Origin of the sequence: Paenibacillus whitsoniae (assembly GCF_003955665.1) — a bacterium.
In the GTDB taxonomy this organism is placed as follows: domain Bacteria; phylum Bacillota; class Bacilli; order Paenibacillales; family NBRC-103111; genus Paenibacillus_E; species Paenibacillus_E whitsoniae.
The window spans coordinates 257,936-281,008 of sequence record NZ_RXHU01000015.1 but is presented as its reverse complement, the minus strand read 5'-3'; the positions used below and the strand labels follow the sequence as shown (position 1 = coordinate 281,008).

At 50.1% G+C, this 23,073-nt stretch carries 18 protein-coding genes; 17 read left to right on the top strand and 1 reads right to left on the bottom strand.

Annotation, left to right across the window (positions count from 1 at the left end; genetic code table 11):
• Window positions 1-117 precede the first annotated feature (117 nt).
• The 9 genes from iolD to EJQ19_RS05790 all read left to right on the top strand — a co-directional run bounded on the left by iolD (window position 118) and on the right by EJQ19_RS05790 (window position 10,441).
• Entirely contained in the window at window positions 118-1,983 is a 1,866-nt protein-coding gene (gene iolD, locus EJQ19_RS05830; protein ID WP_126140251.1) for a 3D-(3,5/4)-trihydroxycyclohexane-1,2-dione acylhydrolase (decyclizing), read from the top strand.
• 21 nt (window positions 1,984-2,004) lie between these two features.
• Window positions 2,005-2,922, top strand: a complete 918-nt coding sequence (gene iolE, locus EJQ19_RS05825) for a myo-inosose-2 dehydratase (protein WP_126140250.1) — start codon at window positions 2,005-2,007, stop codon at window positions 2,920-2,922.
• Window positions 2,919-3,929 (top strand): 5-dehydro-2-deoxygluconokinase, encoded by a 1,011-nt coding sequence (iolC, locus tag EJQ19_RS05820; RefSeq protein ID WP_126140249.1) that lies wholly within the window; start codon window positions 2,919-2,921, stop codon window positions 3,927-3,929. Before iolE ends, iolC begins: the two co-directional genes overlap by 4 nt.
• Before the next feature lie 32 nt (window positions 3,930-3,961).
• On the top strand, window positions 3,962-5,407 hold the full coding sequence (locus EJQ19_RS05815; protein ID WP_126140248.1) for a CoA-acylating methylmalonate-semialdehyde dehydrogenase: 1,446 nt from the start codon (window positions 3,962-3,964) through the stop codon (window positions 5,405-5,407).
• Between the two features lie 27 nt (window positions 5,408-5,434).
• Complete coding sequence (gene fba, locus EJQ19_RS05810; RefSeq protein WP_126140370.1) at window positions 5,435-6,307, top strand: class II fructose-1,6-bisphosphate aldolase; 873 nt, start codon at window positions 5,435-5,437, stop codon at window positions 6,305-6,307.
• A 1-nt stretch (window position 6,308) separates the two neighbouring features.
• On the top strand, window positions 6,309-7,343 hold the full coding sequence (gene iolG / locus EJQ19_RS05805) for an inositol 2-dehydrogenase (protein WP_126140247.1): 1,035 nt from the start codon (window positions 6,309-6,311) through the stop codon (window positions 7,341-7,343).
• A gap of 17 nt (window positions 7,344-7,360) precedes the next feature.
• Window positions 7,361-8,176: a 5-deoxy-glucuronate isomerase gene (gene iolB, locus EJQ19_RS05800; protein WP_126140246.1), complete on the top strand. Its 816-nt coding sequence runs from the start codon at window positions 7,361-7,363 to the stop codon at window positions 8,174-8,176.
• Window positions 8,177-8,242: 66 nt separating this feature from the next.
• A complete protein-coding gene (locus EJQ19_RS05795) occupies window positions 8,243-9,262 on the top strand; it encodes a LacI family DNA-binding transcriptional regulator (protein ID WP_126140245.1) in 1,020 nt (339 codons plus the stop codon).
• 168 nt (window positions 9,263-9,430) lie between these two features.
• Window positions 9,431-10,441 (top strand): LacI family DNA-binding transcriptional regulator, encoded by a 1,011-nt coding sequence (locus EJQ19_RS05790; RefSeq protein ID WP_126140244.1) that lies wholly within the window; start codon window positions 9,431-9,433, stop codon window positions 10,439-10,441.
• Between the two features lie 124 nt (window positions 10,442-10,565).
• On the opposite strand, the gene EJQ19_RS05785 is transcribed toward EJQ19_RS05790, so the two are convergent.
• A complete protein-coding gene (locus EJQ19_RS05785) occupies window positions 10,566-12,422 on the bottom strand; it encodes a metallophosphoesterase family protein (protein ID WP_164716342.1) in 1,857 nt (618 codons plus the stop codon).
• 286 nt (window positions 12,423-12,708) lie between these two features.
• Here EJQ19_RS05785 and EJQ19_RS05780 point away from each other — a divergent pair, with 286 nt between their 5' ends.
• The 8 genes from EJQ19_RS05780 to EJQ19_RS05745 all read left to right on the top strand — a co-directional run bounded on the left by EJQ19_RS05780 (window position 12,709) and on the right by EJQ19_RS05745 (window position 23,049).
• Window positions 12,709-13,599 carry a phosphatase domain-containing putative toxin gene (locus EJQ19_RS05780; RefSeq protein ID WP_126140242.1) on the top strand — a complete coding sequence of 297 codons (891 nt, stop codon included), beginning with the start codon at window positions 12,709-12,711 and terminating at the stop codon, window positions 13,597-13,599.
• A gap of 88 nt (window positions 13,600-13,687) precedes the next feature.
• Complete coding sequence (locus EJQ19_RS05775) at window positions 13,688-15,754, top strand: methyl-accepting chemotaxis protein (protein ID WP_164716341.1); 2,067 nt, start codon at window positions 13,688-13,690, stop codon at window positions 15,752-15,754.
• A gap of 98 nt (window positions 15,755-15,852) precedes the next feature.
• Complete coding sequence (locus EJQ19_RS05770) at window positions 15,853-16,869, top strand: LacI family DNA-binding transcriptional regulator (RefSeq protein ID WP_126140240.1); 1,017 nt, start codon at window positions 15,853-15,855, stop codon at window positions 16,867-16,869.
• Between the two features lie 96 nt (window positions 16,870-16,965).
• Window positions 16,966-17,868, top strand: coding sequence for a phosphatase domain-containing protein (locus tag EJQ19_RS05765; RefSeq protein ID WP_126140239.1), 903 nt, complete (start codon window positions 16,966-16,968; stop codon window positions 17,866-17,868).
• A 52-nt stretch (window positions 17,869-17,920) separates the two neighbouring features.
• On the top strand, window positions 17,921-19,117 hold the full coding sequence (locus EJQ19_RS05760) for an ABC transporter substrate-binding protein (RefSeq protein WP_126140238.1): 1,197 nt from the start codon (window positions 17,921-17,923) through the stop codon (window positions 19,115-19,117).
• A 24-nt stretch (window positions 19,118-19,141) separates the two neighbouring features.
• On the top strand, window positions 19,142-20,026 hold the full coding sequence (locus EJQ19_RS05755) for a sugar phosphate isomerase/epimerase family protein (protein ID WP_126140237.1): 885 nt from the start codon (window positions 19,142-19,144) through the stop codon (window positions 20,024-20,026).
• Window positions 20,027-20,070: 44 nt separating this feature from the next.
• On the top strand, window positions 20,071-21,909 hold the full coding sequence (locus EJQ19_RS05750; protein WP_241242747.1) for an ABC transporter permease: 1,839 nt from the start codon (window positions 20,071-20,073) through the stop codon (window positions 21,907-21,909).
• A 6-nt stretch (window positions 21,910-21,915) separates the two neighbouring features.
• The gene (locus tag EJQ19_RS05745; protein WP_126140236.1) at window positions 21,916-23,049 is read left to right on the top strand and encodes an ABC transporter ATP-binding protein; all 1,134 of its coding nucleotides are present in this window, start codon (window positions 21,916-21,918) and stop codon (window positions 23,047-23,049) included.
• The last annotated feature ends 24 nt before the right edge of the window (window positions 23,050-23,073 follow it).

The following is a 23,073-nucleotide window of genomic DNA, read 5'->3' as shown; positions in this document are numbered from 1 at the left end:
TGTTGCTAGGCAGAAAAATATCATGTATTATCTGGATAAAGCGCTTAACTCAAATGGTTAAGCGCTAACCTTTAAAGGATTAAGCGCTTAACCCATGCGAGTAGAAGGGAGATCTTCATGCGTACAATTCGACTTACGATGTCGCAAGCCTTGCTTCGTTTTTTGGATCAACAGTACGTTTCCATCGATGGGATGGAGACGAAATTTGTGCAAGGCGTCATAGGTATTTTCGGGCATGGCAATGTAACGGGAATAGGCGAGGCATTGGAACGAAGCCCGGGCAGTCTTACTTACATACAGGGCAAGAACGAGCAAGGGATGGTTCATACGGCAGCGGCCTTCGCCAAGCAGAAGAATCGTCAGCAAATCTATGCTTGCACGACGTCGATCGGACCTGGTGCGCTGAATATGATTACAGCAGCAGCAACAGCGACTGTGAATCGTATTCCTGTGCTTTTGCTTCCGGGTGATAATTTTGCTTCGAGGCAGCCTGACCCTGTGCTGCAGCAGCTGGAAGTGGCGAGCGATTATACGGTGTCTGCGACGGACCCTTTCAAGATGGTAAGCAAATATTGGGATCGCATTGTTCGTCCGGAGCAATTGATGACGGCAGCGATTCAAGCGATGCGGGTCCTGACAGATCCGGCGGAGACCGGCGCGGTTACGCTGGCTTTGCCGCAAGATGTGCAAGCGGAGGCGTATGATTACCCGGAAGTGTTCTTTGAGAAAAAGATTCATTATCTCGATCGCCGATCGCCATCCCGGGAATCGATTGAGCGGGCTGCCGCATTGTGTCAAGGCAAGCAGCGACCGTTGCTTATTGCCGGCGGCGGTGTTCATTATGCGGGAGCCGCGCAAGAGGTGGCGGATTTCGCAACGGCGTTCGGCATACCAGTCGCGGAGACGCAAGCCGGGAAAAGCGCGCTTGCCTGGAATCATCCGCTGAATGTCGGTGCAATCGGCGTAACCGGATCGCTTGCGGCGAATCTGCTGGCGAAAGAGGCGGATCTGATTATCGGCGTAGGAACGAGGTATTCCGATTTTACGACAGCTTCCAAATCGGCGTTTGCCAATCCGGATGCGCAATTTATCAATATCAATATTAGCGGCTTCGATACCGCGAAGCTGAATGGCATCGGCATTACCGCTGATGCGAAAGAAGCGCTGCGCGCGCTGCAGGAAAGATTAGCCGCCGGTTCTTTTGCAAGCAGCTGGGCATCGGCTTACATTGCTGAAGTGAAATCGGAGTGGGATGCGGAAGTAGATCGCTTGTATCGGATGGAGTGCCAGGAAGGCTTGGCACAGACCCATGCCCTGGGTGTTATCAATGACATGCTTGATCCTTCTTCGGTTGTGGTCTGTGCGGCAGGAAGTCTTCCCGGAGATTTGCACCGCCTGTGGCGAGCGGTGGAACCTAAAACCTATCATATGGAATACGGGTTCTCCTGTATGGGATATGAGATCAGCGGAGCGTTCGGTGTAGCGTTAGCGGAGCCGCATCGCGAGGTGTACGCCATCGTAGGTGATGGCAGTTATCTGATGCTTCATTCCGAATTGGTGACAAGCCTGCAAGAAGGGCGGAAATTCACGATTCTGCTATTCGATAATCATGGCTACCAATGTATCCATAATTTGCAGCGCAGCCAGGGAAGCGATGGCTTCGGCAATGAATTCCGCTATCGGGATGCGGGGTCCAATACGTTATCAGGCAATTACATGCCGATCGATTTCTCGGCACACGCTCGAGCACTGGGCGCGAAGGCGTTCAAGGCGACGAATGCGGAAGAGCTGAGATCAGCTTTGCTTGCAGCCAAAAAAGAAACGGTGACGACGCTGATCGAAATTCCCGTCGTGCCTGGCACTAACTCGGGGGGCTATGAGTCCTGGTGGAATGTCGGCGTGCCGGAAGTTTCTGTAAGTCCGAAAGTTGTTGCGGCGCATGAAGAGATGAGCAAACGCATTCAGGCGGCCAAACCTATTTAATTGATGCGAGGTGAGATCACGATGAAACAACTGCCGTTCAAGCTTGGCATTCACCCGATTAACTGGGTGGGAGAAGACGTCAAAGAGCATGGCGCAGATACGACATTTGAACAAATTGTAGATGATATTCAGGCTTTGGGTTTGACGGGGACGGAGATGGGACGCAAGTATCCGACCGATGTCACCGAGCTAAAGAAAGCGCTCTCAATTCGTGGGATCAGCCTGGTTTCGCAATGGAAATCCGTTCTGTTTTCGGATCCCGCTTTTCGGGAAGAGGAGTTGGCTGCCTACCGGAAGCATGCAGAGTTCCTGAAGGAAATGGGCAGCACGGTCATCTCGACAGCGGAAGTTGGCGGCTCGCTTCATTTTGACCCTCGCCGCACACCGAATGAGAAAGAAGTGCTTCGACTCGACGAAGCGGGCTGGAAGAGCCTGGCGGAAGGATTGAATTTGGCGGGGGAGATTGCACAGGAATACGGTCTGAAGCTGACGTATCACCATCACGGCGGAACCGTTGTCGAGTCGCCGGAGGAAATTGATAAGTTGATGGCGTTAACGGACCCGTCGCTCGTCTACTTGCTGTTCGATACCGGCCATGCCTACTATGGCGGAGCGGATCCGTTGACCGTCCTTCGCAAGCATTATGATCGCATCGCATATATTCATTTGAAAGATATTCGTCAAGCCGTGCTGGATGAGGCGCGTGCTGAACAAGCGGACTTCGTAACGTGCATCCGCAAAGGCGTGTTTACGGTTCCCGGCGACGGCTGTCTCGATTTCTCTCCTATCTTTGATGAATTAATGCTGAGAAACTATCAAGGATGGGCGATGCTTGAGGGCGAGCAGGACCCGGCAACGCACAATCCTTTCGAATATGCCCGCAATGCACTGCAGTTTATTCATACCCTACTCTCGAAGGAAGCAGGTAATCGACCATGACCTATGTTGTGTTCCCGCAAGCGAAACAGCTGGATTTTGTTGCCATCGGCAGACTTTGCATTGATTTGAATGCGAATGAAATCAACCGTCCTATGGAAGAGACGATGACATTCACCAAGTACGTCGGCGGATCTCCGGCCAATATTACGATTGGGATGTCCAGATTAGGGATGAAGACCGCTTTTATCGGTAAAATCGCCAACGATCAGATGGGCCGTTTCATCTCCAGCTATTTGGAGAAGAATGCGATTGATACGAGCAATGTGGTGACGGATTATACCGGAGCTACAACAGGACTTGCTTTTACTGAAATTAAGAGCCCGACGGATTGCAGCATTCTCATGTACAGGGATAACGCGGCTGATTTGAAACTAATGGCGAGAGAGGTTGATGAGTCCCTGATTGCCAAAGCCAAGGTGCTGCTGATCTCTGGTACGGCGCTGGCGCAAAGTCCTTCCCGCGAAGCGGTGTTCCAGGCGCTAAACTATGCCAAGAAGCATGGGGCGGTCATTGTGTTCGATCTGGATTATCGTCCGTACACGTGGACCTCTCCGGAAGAGACGGCGGTGTATTATAATTTGGCCGCCGAGAAATGCGACATCATCCTCGGCACGCGTGAAGAGTTCGATATGATGGAGCAATTCGAGCATAACCCGCACAAGGACGACAAAATTACAGCGGCCAAATGGTTCGATTACGCGGCGAAAATTGTTATTATCAAGCACGGCAAAGATGGCTCCATTGCGTATACCCAGGACGGAATCGGTCACCGCGCGAAGAGCTTCCCTGCCAAAGTTGTGAAAACCTTCGGGGCTGGCGATTCGTATGCGGCAGGGTTTATTTACGGCGTTATGCAAGGTTGGACGCTGGAGAAAAGCATGGAATACGGAAGCGCCGCCGCCTGTATCGTCATTTCGAGCCACAGCTGCTCGGATGCAATGCCGACGTCGGCACAAGTCGAGGCCTATATTGAGCGCTGCAATCGTGGAGAAATTATCGTTTCTTAAATTTACTACCATACCAAGGGAGTGTTAGCGAAATGACGCAACGACTGAAAAACTGGATTGGCGGCGAATGGGTCGCTTCAGCTTCGACACAATCAGAACCGGTCATGAATCCGGCAACGGAAGAAATTCTGTCCTATATTCCCATTTCGACCAAGGCGGAAGTTGATCAAGCGGTTCGCAATTCACAAGAGGCTTTCAAAACCTGGAGCCGTACACCAGTCCCGCGCAGAGCGCGCATTCTTTTTAAATACCAGCAGCTCCTGGTTGATAACTGGGAAGAGCTTGCACGAATCGTTACGCAAGAGAATGGCAAAAGCTACGCAGAAGCTTACGGCGAAGTACTTCGCGGCATCGAGTGCGTTGAATTCGCAGCAGGCGCGCCGTCGCTGATGATGGGCAAACAGCTTCCGGATATCGCCTCCAATCTTGAATCCGGCATGTACCGGTACCCGATCGGGGTCATCGGCGGGATTACGCCGTTCAACTTCCCGATGATGGTACCTTGCTGGATGTTCCCGCTTGCGATTGCCTGCGGCAATACGTTCGTCTTGAAGCCGTCCGAACGCACGCCGCACCTGGCGAACCGTCTGGCGGAGCTGTTCCACGAAGCCGGCTTGCCGGCCGGTGTGCTCAACGTCGTTCACGGCGCGCATGATGTGGTGAACGGGTTGCTGGAACATCCGGGAATCAAAGCGATTTCCTTCGTTGGCTCGCAGCCGGTCGCCGAATATGTGTACACAACGGCTGCGGCGAATGGCAAACGCGTGCAAGCGTTGGCCGGCGCGAAAAATCACTCCATCGTCATGCCGGACGCGAATCTGGCCATTGCGGTGAAAGAAATTACGAACGCGTCGTTCGGCAGCGCGGGCGAGCGCTGCATGGCGTGCTCCGTCGTTGTAGCGGTCGGCGATATCGCGGATACGCTGGTCAGCAAGCTGCTTGAAGCGGCGAACAGCATTACGATCGGCAACGGCAATGATGAAGGTGTGTTCCTGGGACCTGTCATTCGTGATTCACACAAGGCCCGTACGTTGAGATATATTGAGCTTGGTGAAAAAGAAGGCGCGATCATGATTCGCGATGGCCGTAAAGATGCGGCTACCGGTGATGCCGGTTATTTCGTTGGACCGACAATTTTCGATCATGTGCAGTGCGAGATGAAAATTTGGGAGGATGAGATTTTCGCTCCGGTGCTTTCCATCGTGCGTGTAGCCACGCTGGAAGAAGCGATTGAACTCGCGAATCGCTCCGAGTTCGCAAACGGCGCGTGTCTTTTCACGCAAGACGGCAGCAACGTTCGTCAATTCCGCGAAACGATTGATGCGGGCATGTTAGGCGTTAACCTGGGGGTGCCGGCGCCGATGGCGTTCTTCCCGTTCTCCGGTTGGAAAAAATCGTTCTACGGCGATCTGCACGCCAACGGTACCGACGGCGTGGAATTCTATACCCGTAAAAAAATGGTTACAGCTCGCTGGTAACAGAGAGCTCGACCGGGGGAGAACATGATGACACTTGTTTCGATGAATGACATGCTGGAGCAAGCCCTGGCTGGCCACTATGCCGTCGGGCAATTTAATTTGAACAATCTTGAGTTTACGCAAGCGATTTTGCAAGGAGCGCAAGCGGAACAGGCGCCGGTTATTCTCGGCGTTAGCGAGGCGTATATTCCCTACATGGGCGGATTGCCTTGCATTGCAGGCATGGTAAAGGCCTTGATCGCGCACTACGGGATTACCGTTCCTGTTGCGCTGCATCTGGACCACGGCACTTCGTATGACGTCTGCATTCAAGCGATTCATGCCGGATTCACCTCCGTGATGATCGATGCTTCTCATCATCCCTTGGCGCACAACATTGAAGTGACGCGTCAAGTTACCCAGGCTGCTCACGTACTCGGCGTCTCCGTTGAATCCGAAATCGGTCGGATAACCGGTCGCGAAGATGATCTGGTTGTCGATGAAGCCGAAGGGATGTATGCGGTGCCAGAGGACTGTGTCAGGCTCGTTCGAGAAACAGGCATCGATTGTCTGGCGCCTGCGCTCGGCTCAGTGCACGGTCCGTATCGCGGTCAACCGAAGCTGGGCTTCGAACGGATGGCTGAAATCCGGGCGATGACGGGCTTGCCGCTTGTGCTTCATGGCGGGAGCGGTCTTCCTGATGGCGAGATTCGGCAAGCGATTGCTTGCGGCACAGCCAAAATTAATGTGAATACCGATAATCAGATTGCGTGTACAACGGCGATTCGCACTTTTCTAAATGAACATCCAACTGCCTATGATCCTCGGAATTATTTGATTCCGGCTCGGGAAGCAATTACGGCTTCGGTCAGGGCCAAAATTCAATTATTCGGCTGCGCTGGTAAAGCGGGAGGGAACTAGGATGAAAAAAATGAGAATCGGTATCATCGGTGCCGGTCGAATCGGCAAAATCCATGCGGACAATTTGTTGCGGATACCAGAGGTAGAAATTATTGCGGTAAGCGATTTATTTGCCGGGCCGGAGTTGGACGCGTGGGCGGCGGCGCGCAATATTCCGCTCGTCACGAAAGACAGCAGCATTCTGATTCAGCATGCGGAGATCGATGCGATCTTCATCTGTTCTTCCACGGATACCCATGTACCGTTGATCGAGCAGGCCGCCAAGGCGGGCAAGCATATTTTCTGTGAGAAGCCGATCAGCATGGATATTGCACAAACCGAGGCAGCCATTGCCGAAGTGCAAAAGGCCGGCGTGAAGCTGCAAATCGGCTTCAATCGCAGATTTGATCATAACTTCAAACGTGTGCAAGAGGTCGTGCAGAACGGAGGAATCGGCGAACCGCACATTATTAAAATCACGTCCCGTGACCCGAATCCGCCGCATATCGATTACGTGAAGGTGTCGGGCGGTATTTTCATGGATATGATGATTCATGATTTCGATATGGCTCGTTATGTGTCCGGCAGCGAGGTCGAGGAAGTCTATGCGATCGGGAATGTGTTAATCAATCCGGATTTTGCTCAGCACGGCGACGTAGATACCGCTGTTGTCTCTCTGCGGTTTGCTAATGGGGCACTAGGTGTGATTGATAACAGCCGACAAGCGGTATACGGCTATGATCAACGCGTTGAGGTGTTCGGTTCCAAAGGCAGCGTTGCGGTAGCGAATGACCATCCGAATACGGCAGTCATTTCAACTGCGGACGCCATTGTCAGCGATAAGCCGCTGCATTTTTTCCTGGAGCGCTATCAAACGGCTTATATTGAAGAGACGCAAATGTTCATCGATGCGATTCTGAACGACAAGCCTGTGCCTGTCAGCGGCGAAGACGGCGTTCAAGCTGAACGTATTGCGTTGGCGGCCAAGCTGTCTGCTCGCTTGGGTCGTCCCGTGAAGGTGAGCGAAGCTTTGGAATTGCTGAATCAAAACGCGTAGCGGGAGGGATAATCGCAATGGCTGAATTGATTGTATCGCCGACTGCTCCTACGGAGGAAGGCCGTGTATTGCTCGTAACACCGGAATCGGCGGGGTGGCAGCATGTCGGTTTTGAAGTGGTGAAGCTGGAAGCCGGTCAGTCGGTGAGACGTGACACGGCAGACAACGAAGTATGTCTTGTTCTGGTAAGCGGCAAAGCGGATGTTCACACGAAGGATGAGGCATGGACGGGGATCGGGGAGCGCATGAGCGTATTCGAGCAGCTGCCGCCATACTCGGTATATGTGGCCAGCGGGGACTGGTACGAAGTGAAGGCCTTAACGTCACTGGAGCTCGCGATCTGCGCTGCCCCTGGCGCCGGAAACCATCCTTCCCGGTTGATAGCGCCTGGGCAAGTGGCCGTTGAAACGCGCGGTTATGGGAATATAGAGCGTTATATTCATAATATTTTGCCTGAGAACGAGCCTGCCGACAGCTTACTGGTCGTTGAAGTGTTTACACCGAACGGACATTGGTCCAGCTATCCGCCGCACAAGCATGATCGCGATGCGCTTCCGGAAGAATCTTTGCTGGAAGAGACGTACTATTTCCGTGTTCAACCGGAGCAGGGCTTTGCGGTGCAGCGTGTATATACCGATGATCGTTCGTTAGATGAAACCTTGATTGTGAAAAATGGAGAAGTTGTCCTCGTTCCTCGCGGCTATCATCCGGTATCGGCTCCTCCAGGCTATGATGTCTATTATTTGAATGTCATGGCAGGCCCTTCACGAACGTGGAAATTCCATAATGACCCTGATCATGCCTGGATCATGACCCCACCGGGTAAAGCATAGGGAGGTTGCAAATTCTGGGATGCCCCGTCATAATGATGGAATATTAACGAAAAATGGGGTATTCGAATGAAAGCGACCATTTACGATGTAGCCAGAGAAGCAGGCGTATCGATTGCCGCCGTCTCGCAGGTCATGAATGGCAAAGGCAAAATTAGCGAAGAACGCCGCGCTGAAATATTGAAAACAATGGAAAGGCTGAATTATCAGCCTAGTGTGATCGCATCCGCCCTTACCGGAAAAAAAACCTATACATTGGGATTGGTCGTTCCGGACATTTCCAACCCGTTTTTTGCTGAAATTGCAAGAGCGGTGGAGGATCAAGGGCATGAGATGGGGTATAGCCTGATCATCTGCAGCACGGATAACAAAGATGAGCGTGTTGAGCGCTATTTAACGCTGCTTCAGCAGAAAAGTGTAGACGGCATGATTATCGGAACCGGTATGGATAATAAAGATATGCTGAAGCCGATTATGGATCGCGCGATTCCTGTCGTCATGATTGCCCGGGAAATGCAAGACCTGGCGCTGCATACCGTCGTTGTTGACGATTTTGTTGGAGGCCGTATGTCCGCCAGCCATTTGATAGCGTTGGGGCATAAACGCATGGCGATTCTTGCTGAGCATTCCAAAGTCACGAGCAGCCGTGAACGGGTCAAAGGCTTCTTGCACACGCTGGGCGAAGCAGGCATAACGCTCTCCGACACAAGCGTGCGCAATTGCAGCTACACCGTTGAGAATGGCAAACGCGAAGCATTATCGCTATTGGAGCAGCCCGCAGCTGTAAGACCCACGGCGCTTTTCTGCTGCAATGATATGCTGGCGATCGGCGCCTTGCAGGCTGCGAAGCAGCTCAAGCTCCGTGTGCCGGAGGATGTATCCGTCATTGGATTCGATAATACGATTCTGGCTTCTGTAACCGATCCGCCTCTAACAACCATTGCCCAGCCTATTGAACCGATGGGGAAACAAGTGGTTGACTTGCTCCTGATGGAGCTGAAGAAAAGATCGCAAGACAAACAACGTGTTGTGATGCGGCCTGAGTTGATTGTGAGACAGTCAACAGGAGCACCGGCAACGCAAGGATAGATCTGAGCAAGCTGACGCACTGTATTTGGGGCGCGGCTTGCTTTTTTTGGGATCGCCATTGTTCGCTGTCCGCGCAATTGATTATCGCAAGCCTTCCCCTTGCAACTCCTGTTATGTATATTCATAATGAAGAGACAACCCATCAACAAATGAATGAGGAATTCAGGCATGAAAGCAACGATCTATGATATCGCCAAAGAAGCTGGCGTTTCGATAGCAACGGTATCGAAAGTGTTGAACGGCAAAGGGAAAATTAGCGCGGAGACGAGTAAGGCTATATATGCCATCATGGAGCGGCTTAATTATCAGCCCAGTGTAATCGCGACGGCGCTGACAGGCAAAAAAACGTATACGCTGGGGCTGCTCATCCCGGATATCTCCAATCCCTTTTTCTCTGAAGTCGCCAGAGCTATCGAAGATCAGGGGGAGCACCTGGGCTATAGCGTCATCATGTGCAGCACAGATAACAAAGATGAGAAAGTCGAACGATACATTTCGTTACTGCAGCAAAAGCAAGTGGACGGCATCATCATCGCAACCGGTATCGATAACAAGGACATTGTTGAGCAGCTGTTGGCAAAAGGGATTCCCGTCGTCCTTCTGGCCAGAGACATGCCGCTGATAGCCGTGAATACGGTGGTCGTTGACGATTACGTAGGAGGCTGTCTGGCAGCCAGCCATCTGATCGGGCTGGGCCATCGCAAGCTGGCTGTCATCGGTGAGAAAGACAGCGTCAGGAGCAGCCGAGAGCGTATCAGAGGGTTCAGGCAAACGATGGAGGATCACGGCATTGCCCTGCAGGAAGGGTTCTTAAAAACTTGCGACTACAAGGTGGCGGACGGCAAGAAGAAAGCGTTGGAATTGCTGCAGTCAGAGGACTCGCCAAGCGCCATTTTCGCTTGCAATGACATGTTGGCGGTAGGCGCCCTTCAAGCGGCGAGAGCAGTCGGGAAAAAGGTACCCAACGACCTGTCCATTGTCAGTTTTGACAACACCCTATTATCGGAGGTGGCGGATCCGCCGTTAACCACGTTGGCTCAACCTATAGAGCATATGGGTAAATTAGTTGTGAACATGATTGTTGAGGAGCTGCATGGCTCAAATAAAGTGAAACAACGAACGGTACTACGGCCTGAGTTAATCATCAGGGGCTCGACTGCCGCGATGATTCGTTCATAGATTCGTTCATAGCCAAAGAACCTCTCTTCCACGAATATAGTGGAGGAGGAGGTTCTTTGTAATTCAGCCAGGTGGCGAACGGAATGATCACAGTTCACCTCGTGCAGTCAGGTTCTTTCCCACATCAACGATCGCAAGTTCTGGCTGCCCAAAGCTCTAATTGCTGACGTCCTTCGGGGGAAGTATCTCTCACATGAACGGCAAATCCGCAGGACAGGCCGTCTGCTGCCGGAATCAAGGAGCTTCTCGTTAACGCAGACACTTGCCCTTGAATATGAGGGAGTCGTACCGGAGTGCTGCCAGGCTTGTCCCAATAGTACACGTTCCCCTGAACGAGAGCGGCCAGCTTCTGATCTCCTAATACTAGAAGTTGATGGGAGAATAAGTCCGGTATTTCTAAAATCGATTTGTCCTGAAAAGGAAACCAATAGACGGCTTCAAAGCCATCCGCACTCCACAGCAGAAAACGGATACGATGGTTACTGCGAATAACCGCGGCCTGGGCAGCTCCCCAAATGTCAAAATAGAGAACGTCTTCGAGTTCGAAGTGAGCCTTCTCGCTGAGTCCGTCCCATTTCCAAAGGGTCCCATCTTCACATAGAATCCACAAATAGGCGCCAGCGGCCATAAGTTGATGCGGCCGGGCTTGCAAGGTAAGCCGTTTAGAGATGCTGTCGTCCTTCTGCCAGGGAAAGAAATGCTGAATGGTGTAATTGCAGGCGATCCAAACGCCCCCGTCAGGATGAGGAGCCATACATTGAACGGGTTTCTCCATCACCCATCTTTGCTGCGGCCATTCGGCGTCAAAGCTTCGCGTAAAACGCCACGGACTCGATAAATGGGACAGCCCCACATAGTTATCCCAGGCCATCCATAAATAATCTCCCGACACAGCGAGTGCTTGCAAGGGCTCGCCGATATGCAAGCACCCTTTGACGGCTTCTGTATCTGTCTCGACTTCCCATGTGAATCCATCTTGTGTAGAAACAAAGTATTTGCCAGGCTCTACGAGATGAAGGCCTTGCGGGAGGGCAGGTTGCTCACCAACTGAATTGAACGCAATACGCTCAAGAATTGTTTGTGAATCCGGTATAGGCATCGACAACTTGGGGAGTGGTTGCCATTTGGTTGAGTGAATCATGCAACTCAGCGAGTTGTTATAATTGAAAGCGCCTTCATTTGTGATGGAGCGCTGCACGTGATCCAGGGTAAGAACTTTAACGGAATGACTGGATATATCAATCATGCGGGAAAGTCTTGATCCATCGCGCGTACAGGTGCCATGAACGCCTGTAAGGAAGAAGTGGGTACCATTTCGAAAGGTATGGGAATCGATGTAGCTGTGTCCAAGATGATAATGAGCGGAGAACCACATGACGATTTCCGGATATTGTTCATAGAGCTGCTTCCAGCGATAGGGGTCGTGATTTTGGTCCAGATAAGCATTGGTTGATTTAACATGAACACGAGGGACAGTACGTAGGCCGCAGCCGATAGGAGGAGCATGCGTAAAGAAGATGACGGGGACGCCAGGTCTCCGATCCAGTTCGGTAATAAGCTCCGCGAACTGCTCATCGGTTGCAAAACATTCTTGCACACTGTAACAGGAGTCGGCAGGCTGAGGTTCCGTAGAAGCAAAAAATAGTCTGAATTCATCAAATTCCATGACGCCATATGGCTTATCCAAATGAAACATCTGTTGGAGCGCGGATTCCATCGTGCCTTTGGGTTGGCTGCCAGTTCCCGATTCCCGCTGCAGATCATGGTTTCCCAAGATGGGACGCTTTGCAGCGTTAAGCATATCGAGAAAAGGCTTCACTTCAAGGAGTCCATCCATACTGCCGATAAATGCTCTGCTGCCGAAATCTCCGAGTGGGATAACGAGATCGGGAACGGTGTTGTTTACGTCTTCCATGGCTTTGCGGGACAACTCATAATGATTTGGATCCAAGTGAAAATCGCCAATGACTATGATTCTCAAGAGGCTGCCTCCCCAATTCAAATTTTATTATGAAGATTATCAGCATTTGGTGAGCGCGTCAATACTAAGGTTAACCGGTTACCTAGATTCAAGCAAGTTTCTGCTGTACAGGTATTCCCAGCATTGAAATTAGGGGTTGACAGTAAAATGAGAAATAAGTTACTATGTTGGTAACGTTACCGGAAACGTTACCAATGCATTGATGGCCACCATTTAGAGAGTGATATTCTGTCGAGGTAAGCGCTAACCTTGGCGAAAATGTTTACTAGAGGAGGGGTTGCAGTACATGAGCACCAATGAAGTGCAGTTAAACGATGAAGGGAAAACCAAGGCCCGACGTCTGATTGATGTGAACAATATCAATAAGCTGCCTAAGCGGTTCCGGATGACAACAACACCGCTTCAAGCGGAGGGAGCCGATCTGCCTGATCTGGCAGGATTAGCAGAGCTAAAGGCATCGGGAAGCGGGATGTTTTCCCAAAAGGGGCTTCACTGCATGAAAGAAGCAATTGGCTATCCGTCGGTTACGATTGTTGATCTGCGTCAGGAAAGTCACGGATTCGTAAATGGGATGGCAGTTAGTTGGTACGGCCTTAATAATAACACGAATAAGGGCTTGCAGGATGAAGAGGTGCTGAGGGAAGAGCGCCGGCTGCTGGATAATCTGGCGGCAGATTTGGTCATTAATTTTGACCACTTAGAAGGAAAATCCGTTCAATTGGAGGGTCCTTTGACAGGTCCCAGGACGGTGCTAACCGAAGAAGAAATGGTGACGAGGGAAGGTCTTCGTTATCAGCGGTTTTTTGTTTCCGATCATCACCGTCCGCTCGATCGTGTTGTCGATCAATTCATTACATTTGTGAAAGCGCTCTCGGATGATGTGTGGCTGCACTTTCATTGTCGCGGAGGCGTAGGCAGGACGACTTCCTTCCTACTCATGTACGATATGTTGCGCAATGTTGGAAAGGTAAGCAAAGACGACATTATACGCCGGCATATTCTCATTGGCGGCAAAGATATGACAGATGCCGATCCGAATGATGTGCTCAAGTATGCTCCGGCCATGGAACGTCTCGCCTATATTCATAAGTTCTATGAGTATTGCCTGCATAATTATCAGGATGGTTATTCAACGAGCTGGTCGGAATGGCAAGCCAACGCGGATTCGGCCTCTTAGCCCAATGAGTTCACTTGCCAAACGTAATCTTGTTGAGCATGGAGAGCGTTCACGAGGCGCTCGGATTTTCAAGCCAGCAATTCGATTCATGAATAAGCTAAGCTTTTTGCAGAAATTTATGGTCGTTGGCATGATCTTCATGGTTCCCGTTATTGTATCGGCCTATTTTTTCATATCCGATGTAACGGATAATATCCGGCTGACTTCGAATGAAGCGGGCGGGCTTGAACCGATAACGCTGTTGGCTGAGCTTCAGCTGGAAATCGAGACGCATCGCAGTTACGCCATTCAGTATGTGAACGGCATACCTGAAATGAAACCGAAAATGGATGAGCAGAAGCTGGCTGTTGAACAGAAACTTGAAGCTTTGAAAAGCTGGAATGATGTGCATAGCGGCTTATATAAGACGAAAGATCTCTGGGAAACGCTGCAGGAGGATTGGTATTATACCAAGCTTCAGCTGGATAAAGTCAGCTATCGTCAAGCGATTGAAACACATAAACAATTAATTCGCGATATCGCGGAATTCTCGCAGCAAGTTGTTGACGTATCTCAGTTGAATGTAGAAACACATCCGCAGGTTCGTCTTCTATTAAATACTGCGAATCAATTGCTTGTGCAAATGGAGAAGACGAATTTACTTTCCTCTGTTGGGCAGAGCTCGATTGTTGCCGGGATGCTCTCTGAAGTAAATATGAACATATTAACGGAAGAAGCAACGTTCAAATATCTGCTGCTGGTGAAATCGAACTGGGAGGAGCTCCCTGACAAGCGAGGGAAGGGGGCGCTGGAACCCGCGCATGCCGCGTTTCAGGAAAGCAGCTATCAGTTGCTGAACAGTGTGCAGCGGCTGCAGCTTTCAAAGGATAAGCCTGCCGGATGGGATGGGGCAGCCAACTTTGCGCAAGTGGGTGAGAAGGCGTTGCAGACCGGAGCGGTGCTGTATCGAGCGGTGTTAACCCAATTGGATCGCAGCGTGCAGGCCAGATTAACGACGTATCGCTGGCAGCGAAATTCCCTGCTGGGCATTGCGCCAGGGTTCGTTGTACTTAACTTGTATTTGTTCTTATCCTTGTACATGTCGATACGGCGGACCGTGCAGCAACTTGCTGCATGCTCGTCGAAGATGGCTACCGGGGACCTGACTGTCCGAGTTCCACTGGAATCAAGGGATGAGCTTCGGACCGTATGCGAATCCTTTAACGGCATGGCCGATTCCTTCACGACGATAATCTCAGTTAATCTCAAAGCGGCGGAGGAAATGTCTGCTTCTGCCGGCCACTTCATGCAGGGCTCAACCGTATCCGCCCAGACGAGCAGGGACATCTCTATGGCGTACACAAGTATAGCTGGAGGCGCACGTACGCAGCTGGGATATGCGAAGCAGTCGGCTGAGCAAATGACTGAAATGGCCTCAGGCATTCAGCATGTGACTACGAGCACCTCTTTTGCTTCAGAGGAAGCAATGCGAACGTCTCAGGAAGCAGAGACAGGCCTTGCATCGATCTATGCAGCGGTTCAACAGATGGGGCAAATCAAGGATTCTGTCAGTCGGCTGGAAGACTTAATCTATCTTTTCGAAGCCAACTCGGTAGAGATTGGCAAATCCGTGAGGGATATTCAGGAGATTGCCACCCAAACCAATCTGCTTGCGTTGAATGCGGCTATTGAAGCGGCTCGTGCTGGCGAGCATGGCAAAGGTTTTGCTGTGGTGGCTACCCAGGTGCGCAAGCTATCGGATCAGTCCAAAGCTGCTGCGGGGCGGATTACCAGTTTGGTCGGGGATATTCAAGGAACTGCAGCCGCAACGGTTATTCGCATGAAGGATGGGGTCGTCGAGGTTGATAAAGGAATCCGACTGGTTGATCAGACAGGCAATCAATTCAAAGGCGTACTGCAAAGCGTTGAGCATCTATCAGGGTTGATTCAGAGCATTTCCGCTACTTGCGAGCAGTTCTCAAGCCATACGGAGGAAGTGGCAAGTTCATTGCAAGAGATGCTTGTCATCGCACAAGAGGCTTCCGCCAGCGCGGAACAAGTGTCGGAAGCTTCTTCCATGCAGCTCGTTACGGTGCAGAAGCATCTGGAATCTGCGAAGGATCTCGAGAATTTATCCAAGCACCTGCAGGAAAGTATGATGACATTCGCTATCTGAACAGTGGCCTAACCAATGTTTCGGTTGACATGATGAAGGGCTATGACATACAATTTTGGTAACGTTACCGGAATCGTTGCCAAAGGAGAAATACAACCATGCCAACCATAAAAGATGTAGCTAAATATTTAGGCGTATCCGTCTCGACCGTGTCTAGAGCACTGAACAATCATCCTGATATCAAGCCAGATACAAGGCATGAAGTACTGGAAGCGATGAAACGAATCAATTACACGCCGAATGCCGTGGCCAGAAGCTTGATCAGCCGAAAGTCCAACACGGTAGGTTTGATGATTCCTGATATCACAGACCCCTTCTTCTCAGCAATGGCGCACGATGTTGAAGAGGTGTTAACAGATAACGGCTATCAGGTTGTGTACGTGAACACCTCACGGAAGTCAGATAAAGAGAAGCGTTTCTTAACAAGTGTCATGGAACGCAAGATGGATGGCATAATTGTAACACCGGATTTTCTGGATGAAGAAGCTTTAGATATGCTGCGCCGCTTGGAAATCCCTGTGGTGTTCCTCCGCCGAAGACCGCCTCAGGATCTAGATATGCCCTTTGTTGACGTTGACCATTATGAGGGTGCTTGTCATGCGATGGATTATTTCTTCTCGTTGGGACATTCGCGAATCGGATTTATGGGGATGCCGAAATATTCGTTCACCGGTCAGGAACGATATCGGGGTTATGTGGACAGTTTGAAGAAACGCGGATTGGAACCAGACCCGAAAGGGATCGTATGGGAAGGTCGAACAATAGAGTGCGGGCATAAAGCTATGAGCAAGCTGATGGGAGAGTTTCCTTCGATGACGGCTGTCTTCGCTGCCAACGATTTGCTTGGTATAGGCGCGCTGGAATGGTTAGCGGAGAATCGACTATCCGTGCCTGCGCAAATGAGTGTCATTGGCTTTGATAATCTGGAAGTCTCGAATCTTCACTGGATTAAACTGACGACCGTTGCTCAGCCGCGGAAGGAAATGGGCCGCAAGGCGGCTGAAGTCCTCCTGCAGATGTTGACAGAGAACAAGTTGACTGCGCAATCCATTTTGTTGCCAACCGAACTTATCATTAGAGATACTTGCACTTCAGCAAGTGCAAGTGACCATTAAGTTTTGAGTCTTGGGGGAATCGGATAGATTCCTCTTGTTAGAAAAAATGTGAACGCTTACTTTCCTGCATAATTCCAGAAAGAGGAAGTGGATTCGATGGAAAGCACATCTGTACAACCAGATGAACATAAAATACGGCTGATTGTTGAAAGTATGGGCGATAGCCTGAAGCTCCCGAAACGGTTTCGGATGTGTGTTGACGCTTTAACCGCCGATTTGAAAGCGTTTCCTGATCTGGGCGGCTTCAGAGAGCTTCGAGCCTCCGCCAGCGGACAGTATGCCCGCCAGGAGCTGCGGTCGATGAAAGCCGCAATTGGCGAACATCCCATTGTTCTAGTGGATTTGCGCCAGGAAAATCACGGTTTTGTCAATGGGATGGCTGTGAACTGGCATGGCTTGCATAACGGGGCCAACAAGGGCTTGAGCCCTGATGAGGTGCTGTTGAAAGAAAGCGAGCTGCTTAGCGGACTGCGTCAGCAAGCCTCGATTACTTTCGATACGCTGAAGGGAAAGTCCGTTGATATCGGTGGTCCTGTACAGGGCGAGAAAGAGATTCAAAGCGAGGAAGAACTGGCAGCGGCGGAACACCTCCTATATATGCGTTTCTTCGTTACGGATCATCATCGTCCTTCAGATTCCGAAGTGAATCGATTCATTGCCTGGGTAAAGGAGCTTCCCAATGGCGTATGGCTGCATTTCCACTGTCGCGGGGGTGTGGGCCGAGCAAGTACGTTTTTCACGATGTATGATATGATGCGCAATGCGGGAAAGGTCACCTTCAAGGATTTGACCGAGCGTCAACGTTTGATTGGTGGCAGGGATTTTAAGAGAATGGACCCGGAAGATACTTACAAGTATGAGCAGGCACTTGAACGTTTGAAGTTCATTGAGCAATTTTACGTGTATTGCAAGGCGAACATGGATGAGGACTATCAACGCTCATGGTCAGCATGGAAGGTTTTACAGGAAAATGAGAATCTCACATCAAGTTCAGAATGATTTGGTTGAAATTGCAGTGTTTAAGTTGAAAAATCCAGGAAAGAGGTGCTTTATGAAAAAAGCGAGAAATTTTTCCGCATTATTACTAACCTTCACCATGGTACTTGCAGCATGCAGCAATTCAACTTCAACCCAGCAGAACAGTACAACCGCGCCAAAGACAGATGCCAAGAAGTCCGAGTGGGCGGAGAGTGTTGGTCTTTATAAAACGGAGACTGTAGACGAACTCTACGAAATGGCTAAAAAGGAAGGCAAAGTCACGGTTTATTCCACATCCGGCAGAATCAACGACGTCGAGAAAACGTTTGAAAAGAAGTATCCGGGGATTCAGGTAGAAACGTTCGATCTCAAGTCGAATGCCATTATGGATAAAATGATTCGTGAACAGGACGCAGGTGTCTTTAATGCAGACCTCATTCTAACCAAGGAAGTTGGGGGTGGCATCGAAGAAGAGCTCGTCAAGAAAGGCCGTGTATTCAAGTATTTGCCAAGCGATATTGCTGAGAAAGTGTATGAGCCTTGGAGAAGCAAGAGCATTGCATTCGTACCTTATCTGGAATTCCGCACCTTGTTTTATAACACGGAGCAGAATAAAACACCGCCCGTCACGAATTGGTGGGATTTGACCACGCCTGAGTGGAAGAACCGGGTCCTGATGGTCGATCCGCTGCAATCTCCCGCGCAGATGGATATGTTTGTCGCTTTTGTAGCTAATTCCGATGATATGGCGAAAGCGTATAAAGAAAAGTTCGGTAAAGATATTGTGCTGAATGGAACGAAAAACGCAGGCTATGAATTTTTACAACAATTTTATAAAAATGTGATTCTGGTTAAAAGCAGCGGCGATGGTCAAGATGCAGTCGGCAAGGCATCTCCCAACAAACCGGCTCCTGTATTCATTGGGGTTTCCGGCGACATCCGTAAAATGGCCCAGAACAACTTGAAAGCCGATATCGTGTGGGATCTCAAGCCTAAGCTGTCTGTTGTTGACGAAGGCTTGCTGCTCGTTGCGAACAAAGCGCCGCATCCCAATGCTGCGAAGCTGCTGATGCGCTGGATTGCAGGGGAAGCCGACGGTAAAGGGGAAGGAACTGTGCCATTTAATGAAGTGGGTTCGTGGATGACACGCTCGGATGTAGCTACCAAAAACGCTAAAAAAGTAAATGAAATTAATGTTTGGCAGTATGACAGTGAGAAGTTTTACCCGATCTATCAGGATGTTGTGAATTTCTGGATAAAGAATCAGTAACCATTTCGGATTGGAGTGTGGAGCATGCTAGGTTTTTCAATACAAGCACCCGTATTTCTAGGCAAGCCAAGTAAAGACAGCACGAATGACTTGATTGCACACTACGACAATGAAGAGAATTTTTTGCAAGCCTTGAAGTCAGCCGGGGTCAGATCGATTGAAATCCGCATCCTTCCTCGAGGGGCGGATGAGCGTGCCTACCGCGAGTTGATTCAACGAATCTGGGACGCCGGTTTGCAAATAACGATCCACGGTCATGTGGCGGGTGAATTTCCAGGCTCCCGCTTTGCCGAAATTTACCCGTCGATGCGTTATATTTTACAGCACTTTCACAAGTATCAAAGCCAGCTAACGATGGCTCTGCATGCGTTTGATGCAAAGACGGGCTTGGAAGAAGAGCTTCACCAACAGACCGTACGGCTGCTGCATGAATGGGTCGCCATCATTAACGCTGAGCAGCTGCCTATGAAGATTGCGGTTGAAAACAATCGCAAAAAAACAATCAAAGTGGATCCGGGAGATTCCATTGACGGCGTGCTTCGCATTGTGAACGAAGTGGAAAGCTCTGTCGTGGGCATCACATGGGATATGGGGCACTACTACTCGAATCTCATGGATCAACGGGGACTGAAGACCGCGCCGGACACGCATATACTGGATCTTCCGCCGGCAGCCTTCCTGAAACATGTGTATCACACCCATATTCACGGTCTGGGTCTGACAGGCACGCATAATCCGCTGACGCAGTCGAGAAGCTTGCCGCTGGAGCATTATGTTTCCGCTCTCCAAGAAGCAGGCTACCAAGGTGTTTACAATCTGGAGCTGACGATGAACAAATTTGATACGGACCAGACTTTGCACGAACACGTATTGGCTTCCATACGAAGATTGAAGGAAGCTACATCATGAACCAACCGTATATGAATGTCGGGTTGAAATGGGGGATATAGCCGGTGAGCAAACTTGAATTAACGAAGCTGCCCGCTTCCAGATTTAGAATGGCCAGGGCGAAAAATATATTGAAAAGCGTGCTTACGAATCCGCTGCACTTGATTAGTCTGATTGCAATCATCTTCTTGGGATATACCATCGTGATACCCATGTGGGAAATTGTGTCGCATACGTTTACCTGGCATCCTGAGGACCTTCGTGCCAATAAAGGAGCGATACCTGGCAATCTGACCTTGTATCACTGGGCGCATGTGATGTACAGCGATCTCAGTTCGTCGATCTTCTATAAGCCACTGTTAAACTCTTTCAACATTGCCGTTTTTGTTTCCTTCTTCTCTTTGCTTGTTGGCGGCGGGCTGGCGTGGTTGGTCACACGGACCGATCTGCCTTTTAAAAAGACGTTTGCTTTTCTGGCTATTATCCCTTACATGCTGCCATCCTGGATCAAGTCGTTTGCATGGCTGATCGTATTCAAAAATGATCGCGTCGGCGGTACCCAAGGCATGCTGCAATATGTATTTGGCATTAATCCGCCTGATTGGGTTTCCTACGGTTTTTTACCGATCTCTATCGTGCTCGTCGGTCATTATTATACCTTCTTTTATTTGCTGATTGCGGTTTCGCTCAGCTCGATCAACAGCAGCTTGGAGGAAACGGCGGATATCCTGGGGGCAAGCCGCTTTACAATTCTCAGGAAAATTACGTTTCCGCTTGTGCTACCAGCCATCTTGTCCGCATTAATTTTAACCTTTTCCAAAAGCATGGGGACGTTCGGGGCAGCTGCCTTTCTTGGACTCCCTGTCAAATACTTTACGATCGCGACGATGTTATACGGAAGTATGAAAAACAGAATGATCTCCGATGCCTACGTCCTGAGTCTTATTCTGATCATCATTTCGTCTTTGACCATTTACATCAATCAGAGGGCGATAGGTAAACGCAAAAGCTATGCGACCATCGGCGGCAAGGATTCACGTAAAAGTTTGACTCCGCTCGGTTTTTGGATAGCGCCATCCGTCATCCTGGTCTTTCTATTCATGTTTAGTGCAGGAATTTTCCCCATGCTGCTTCTGCTTTGGCAGACATTCATGCTCCAGGACGGCAACTACAGCTTAAGTAATCTCACAACGCATTACTGGTTCGGCGATTCAGACTTCTCGATTGCTTCCGGCGAGGTTGGCATCCTGAAGAGCGAAACGATTCTGCTGGGGCTGAAAAACTCGTTAACCATCGCATTTGTGGCGGCTTCCGTTGCAGCGGTGATGGGGCTCATCTTCGGTTATGTGATCTCGAAAACCAGAAAAACGCTTTCCGGCAAGCTGGTTGAGCAGCTTTCGTTTATGCCCTACCTGATTCCGGGTATTTCTTTTGCTGCAATTTACTTGTCGATGTTCGCTCAGCCGAAGCTGCTGCTGCCTGCCCTATATGGGACGCTCGCGCTTGTTATCCTGATTACGATTGTTAAGGAACTGCCATTTGCGACGAGGTCCGGAACGAGTACAATGCTGCAAATCAGTGGTGAGCTGGAGGAAGCAGCCAAACTTCATGGCGCATCGTGGCCTCGAAGATTCCTGAACATCATCATGCCTCTGAGCCGTAAGGGCTTGCTTAGCGCTTTCCTGCTTCTGTTTATAAGTGCTATGAAAGAGCTCGATCTGATTATCCTGCTGGTTACCCCAAAAACGAGCACACTCACGACACTTACATTCCGCTATGCGGAGAAGGGCTATCAGCAGTATGCCAACGCCGTTGTTATCATCATCATTACCTTAATCATGCTTACTCATTTTATCGCCACGAAGTACGGCAAAGCAGATCTTTCGAAGGGCATAGGAGGTTAGTTGCACATGAGCGGCATTAAACTGACAAAAGTAAACAAATACTTTGATCATAATCATATTCTGAAAGATCTGGACCTCTATATTGAGGACGGCGATTTTATGACGCTTCTGGGACCTTCCGGTTGCGGGAAAACGACAACACTCCGCGTGATCACAGGTTTGGAGAATCCGGAAGAAGGCACGCTGAGCATTAATGGCAAGGAAATGGTGAACGGCGCCAAAAAGTACTATGCCCCGCCTTCCAAGCGCGGTCTGAACCTGGTGTTTCAAAGCTATGCACTCTGGCCGCACATGACGGTTTTTGATAATGTGGCGTTTGGTCTTTCCATCAACAAATTGCCCAAGGCGGAGATTCGTTCCAAAGTTGAAAGCGCATTGGAGAAAATGCGGATTATTAAATACAAGGATCGCTATCCATCGGAGCTGTCTGGAGGTCAGCAGCAGCGGGTAGCCATTGCCCGGGCCATCGTCACAGAACCTAAGATCCTACTGCTTGATGAACCTTTGTCTAACCTCGACGCCAAGCTGCGTCTGGAGATGAGAGCGGAGCTCAAGAGACTCCATCGCGAGCTGAAAACGACGATTGTGTATGTGACGCACGATCAGGTCGAGGCGCTGACGATGTCAACCAAAATTGCGGTATTTTTTGAGGGCAACCTCGTACAGGTGGATACGCCGCGCAACATTTATCGACACCCGGTAGATTTGCGTGTAGCTGATTTTATCGGCAATCCGAAGATCAACTTCATCGATGCCTCCTGTACCTATGAAGGAGGAGCCGCGATCACAGAATCGGAGCTGGGCAGACTGGATATCCCGAGCGTAAGACCAACATCATCCGTATCCAACAAGGTCGTATTGGCAATCTATCCTGAAGATATCCGGATATCAGCAGAGAAAGTGGAAGGAGCCATTCCGCTTGTTGTTTATTCTGTGATGCCTGCGGGCTCGGAAACGTTAATTCAATTGACGACAAGTCCGGATAACCTGTTGCTTGTGAAGGTCATTGGCGAGCTGGATTATCCGGTTGGCAAAACCGTATGGGTGACATTGCCGCTTGATAAAATCAACCTTTATGACAAAGAAACAGGCAGGCTGGTTAATGAGGGATGCTCACGTCCTTTAGCGTTACAGGTCTAAATTGCCACTATTGGACGGGAGTAA

What these genes read in the sequence shown, in the direction of transcription:
- iolD (WP_126140251.1), top strand. Translation starts at nt 118, where the DNA reads ATGCGTACAATTCGACTTACGATGTCGCAAGCCTTGCTTCGTTTTTTG.
- iolE (WP_126140250.1), top strand. Translation starts at nt 2,005, where the DNA reads ATGAAACAACTGCCGTTCAAGCTTGGCATTCACCCGATTAACTGGGTG.
- EJQ19_RS05755 (WP_126140237.1), top strand. Translation starts at nt 19,142, where the DNA reads ATGCTAGGTTTTTCAATACAAGCACCCGTATTTCTAGGCAAGCCAAGT.
- EJQ19_RS05780 (WP_126140242.1), top strand. Translation starts at nt 12,709, where the DNA reads ATGAGCACCAATGAAGTGCAGTTAAACGATGAAGGGAAAACCAAGGCC.
- EJQ19_RS05770 (WP_126140240.1), top strand. Translation starts at nt 15,853, where the DNA reads ATGCCAACCATAAAAGATGTAGCTAAATATTTAGGCGTATCCGTCTCG.
- fba (WP_126140370.1), top strand. Translation starts at nt 5,435, where the DNA reads ATGACACTTGTTTCGATGAATGACATGCTGGAGCAAGCCCTGGCTGGC.
- EJQ19_RS05760 (WP_126140238.1), top strand. Translation starts at nt 17,921, where the DNA reads ATGAAAAAAGCGAGAAATTTTTCCGCATTATTACTAACCTTCACCATG.
- EJQ19_RS05775 (WP_164716341.1), top strand. Translation starts at nt 13,688, where the DNA reads ATGAATAAGCTAAGCTTTTTGCAGAAATTTATGGTCGTTGGCATGATC.
- EJQ19_RS05795 (WP_126140245.1), top strand. Translation starts at nt 8,243, where the DNA reads ATGAAAGCGACCATTTACGATGTAGCCAGAGAAGCAGGCGTATCGATT.
- EJQ19_RS05815 (WP_126140248.1), top strand. Translation starts at nt 3,962, where the DNA reads ATGACGCAACGACTGAAAAACTGGATTGGCGGCGAATGGGTCGCTTCA.
- EJQ19_RS05765 (WP_126140239.1), top strand. Translation starts at nt 16,966, where the DNA reads ATGGAAAGCACATCTGTACAACCAGATGAACATAAAATACGGCTGATT.
- iolG (WP_126140247.1), top strand. Translation starts at nt 6,309, where the DNA reads ATGAAAAAAATGAGAATCGGTATCATCGGTGCCGGTCGAATCGGCAAA.
- iolB (WP_126140246.1), top strand. Translation starts at nt 7,361, where the DNA reads ATGGCTGAATTGATTGTATCGCCGACTGCTCCTACGGAGGAAGGCCGT.
- EJQ19_RS05745 (WP_126140236.1), top strand. Translation starts at nt 21,916, where the DNA reads ATGAGCGGCATTAAACTGACAAAAGTAAACAAATACTTTGATCATAAT.
- iolC (WP_126140249.1), top strand. Translation starts at nt 2,919, where the DNA reads ATGACCTATGTTGTGTTCCCGCAAGCGAAACAGCTGGATTTTGTTGCC.
- EJQ19_RS05790 (WP_126140244.1), top strand. Translation starts at nt 9,431, where the DNA reads ATGAAAGCAACGATCTATGATATCGCCAAAGAAGCTGGCGTTTCGATA.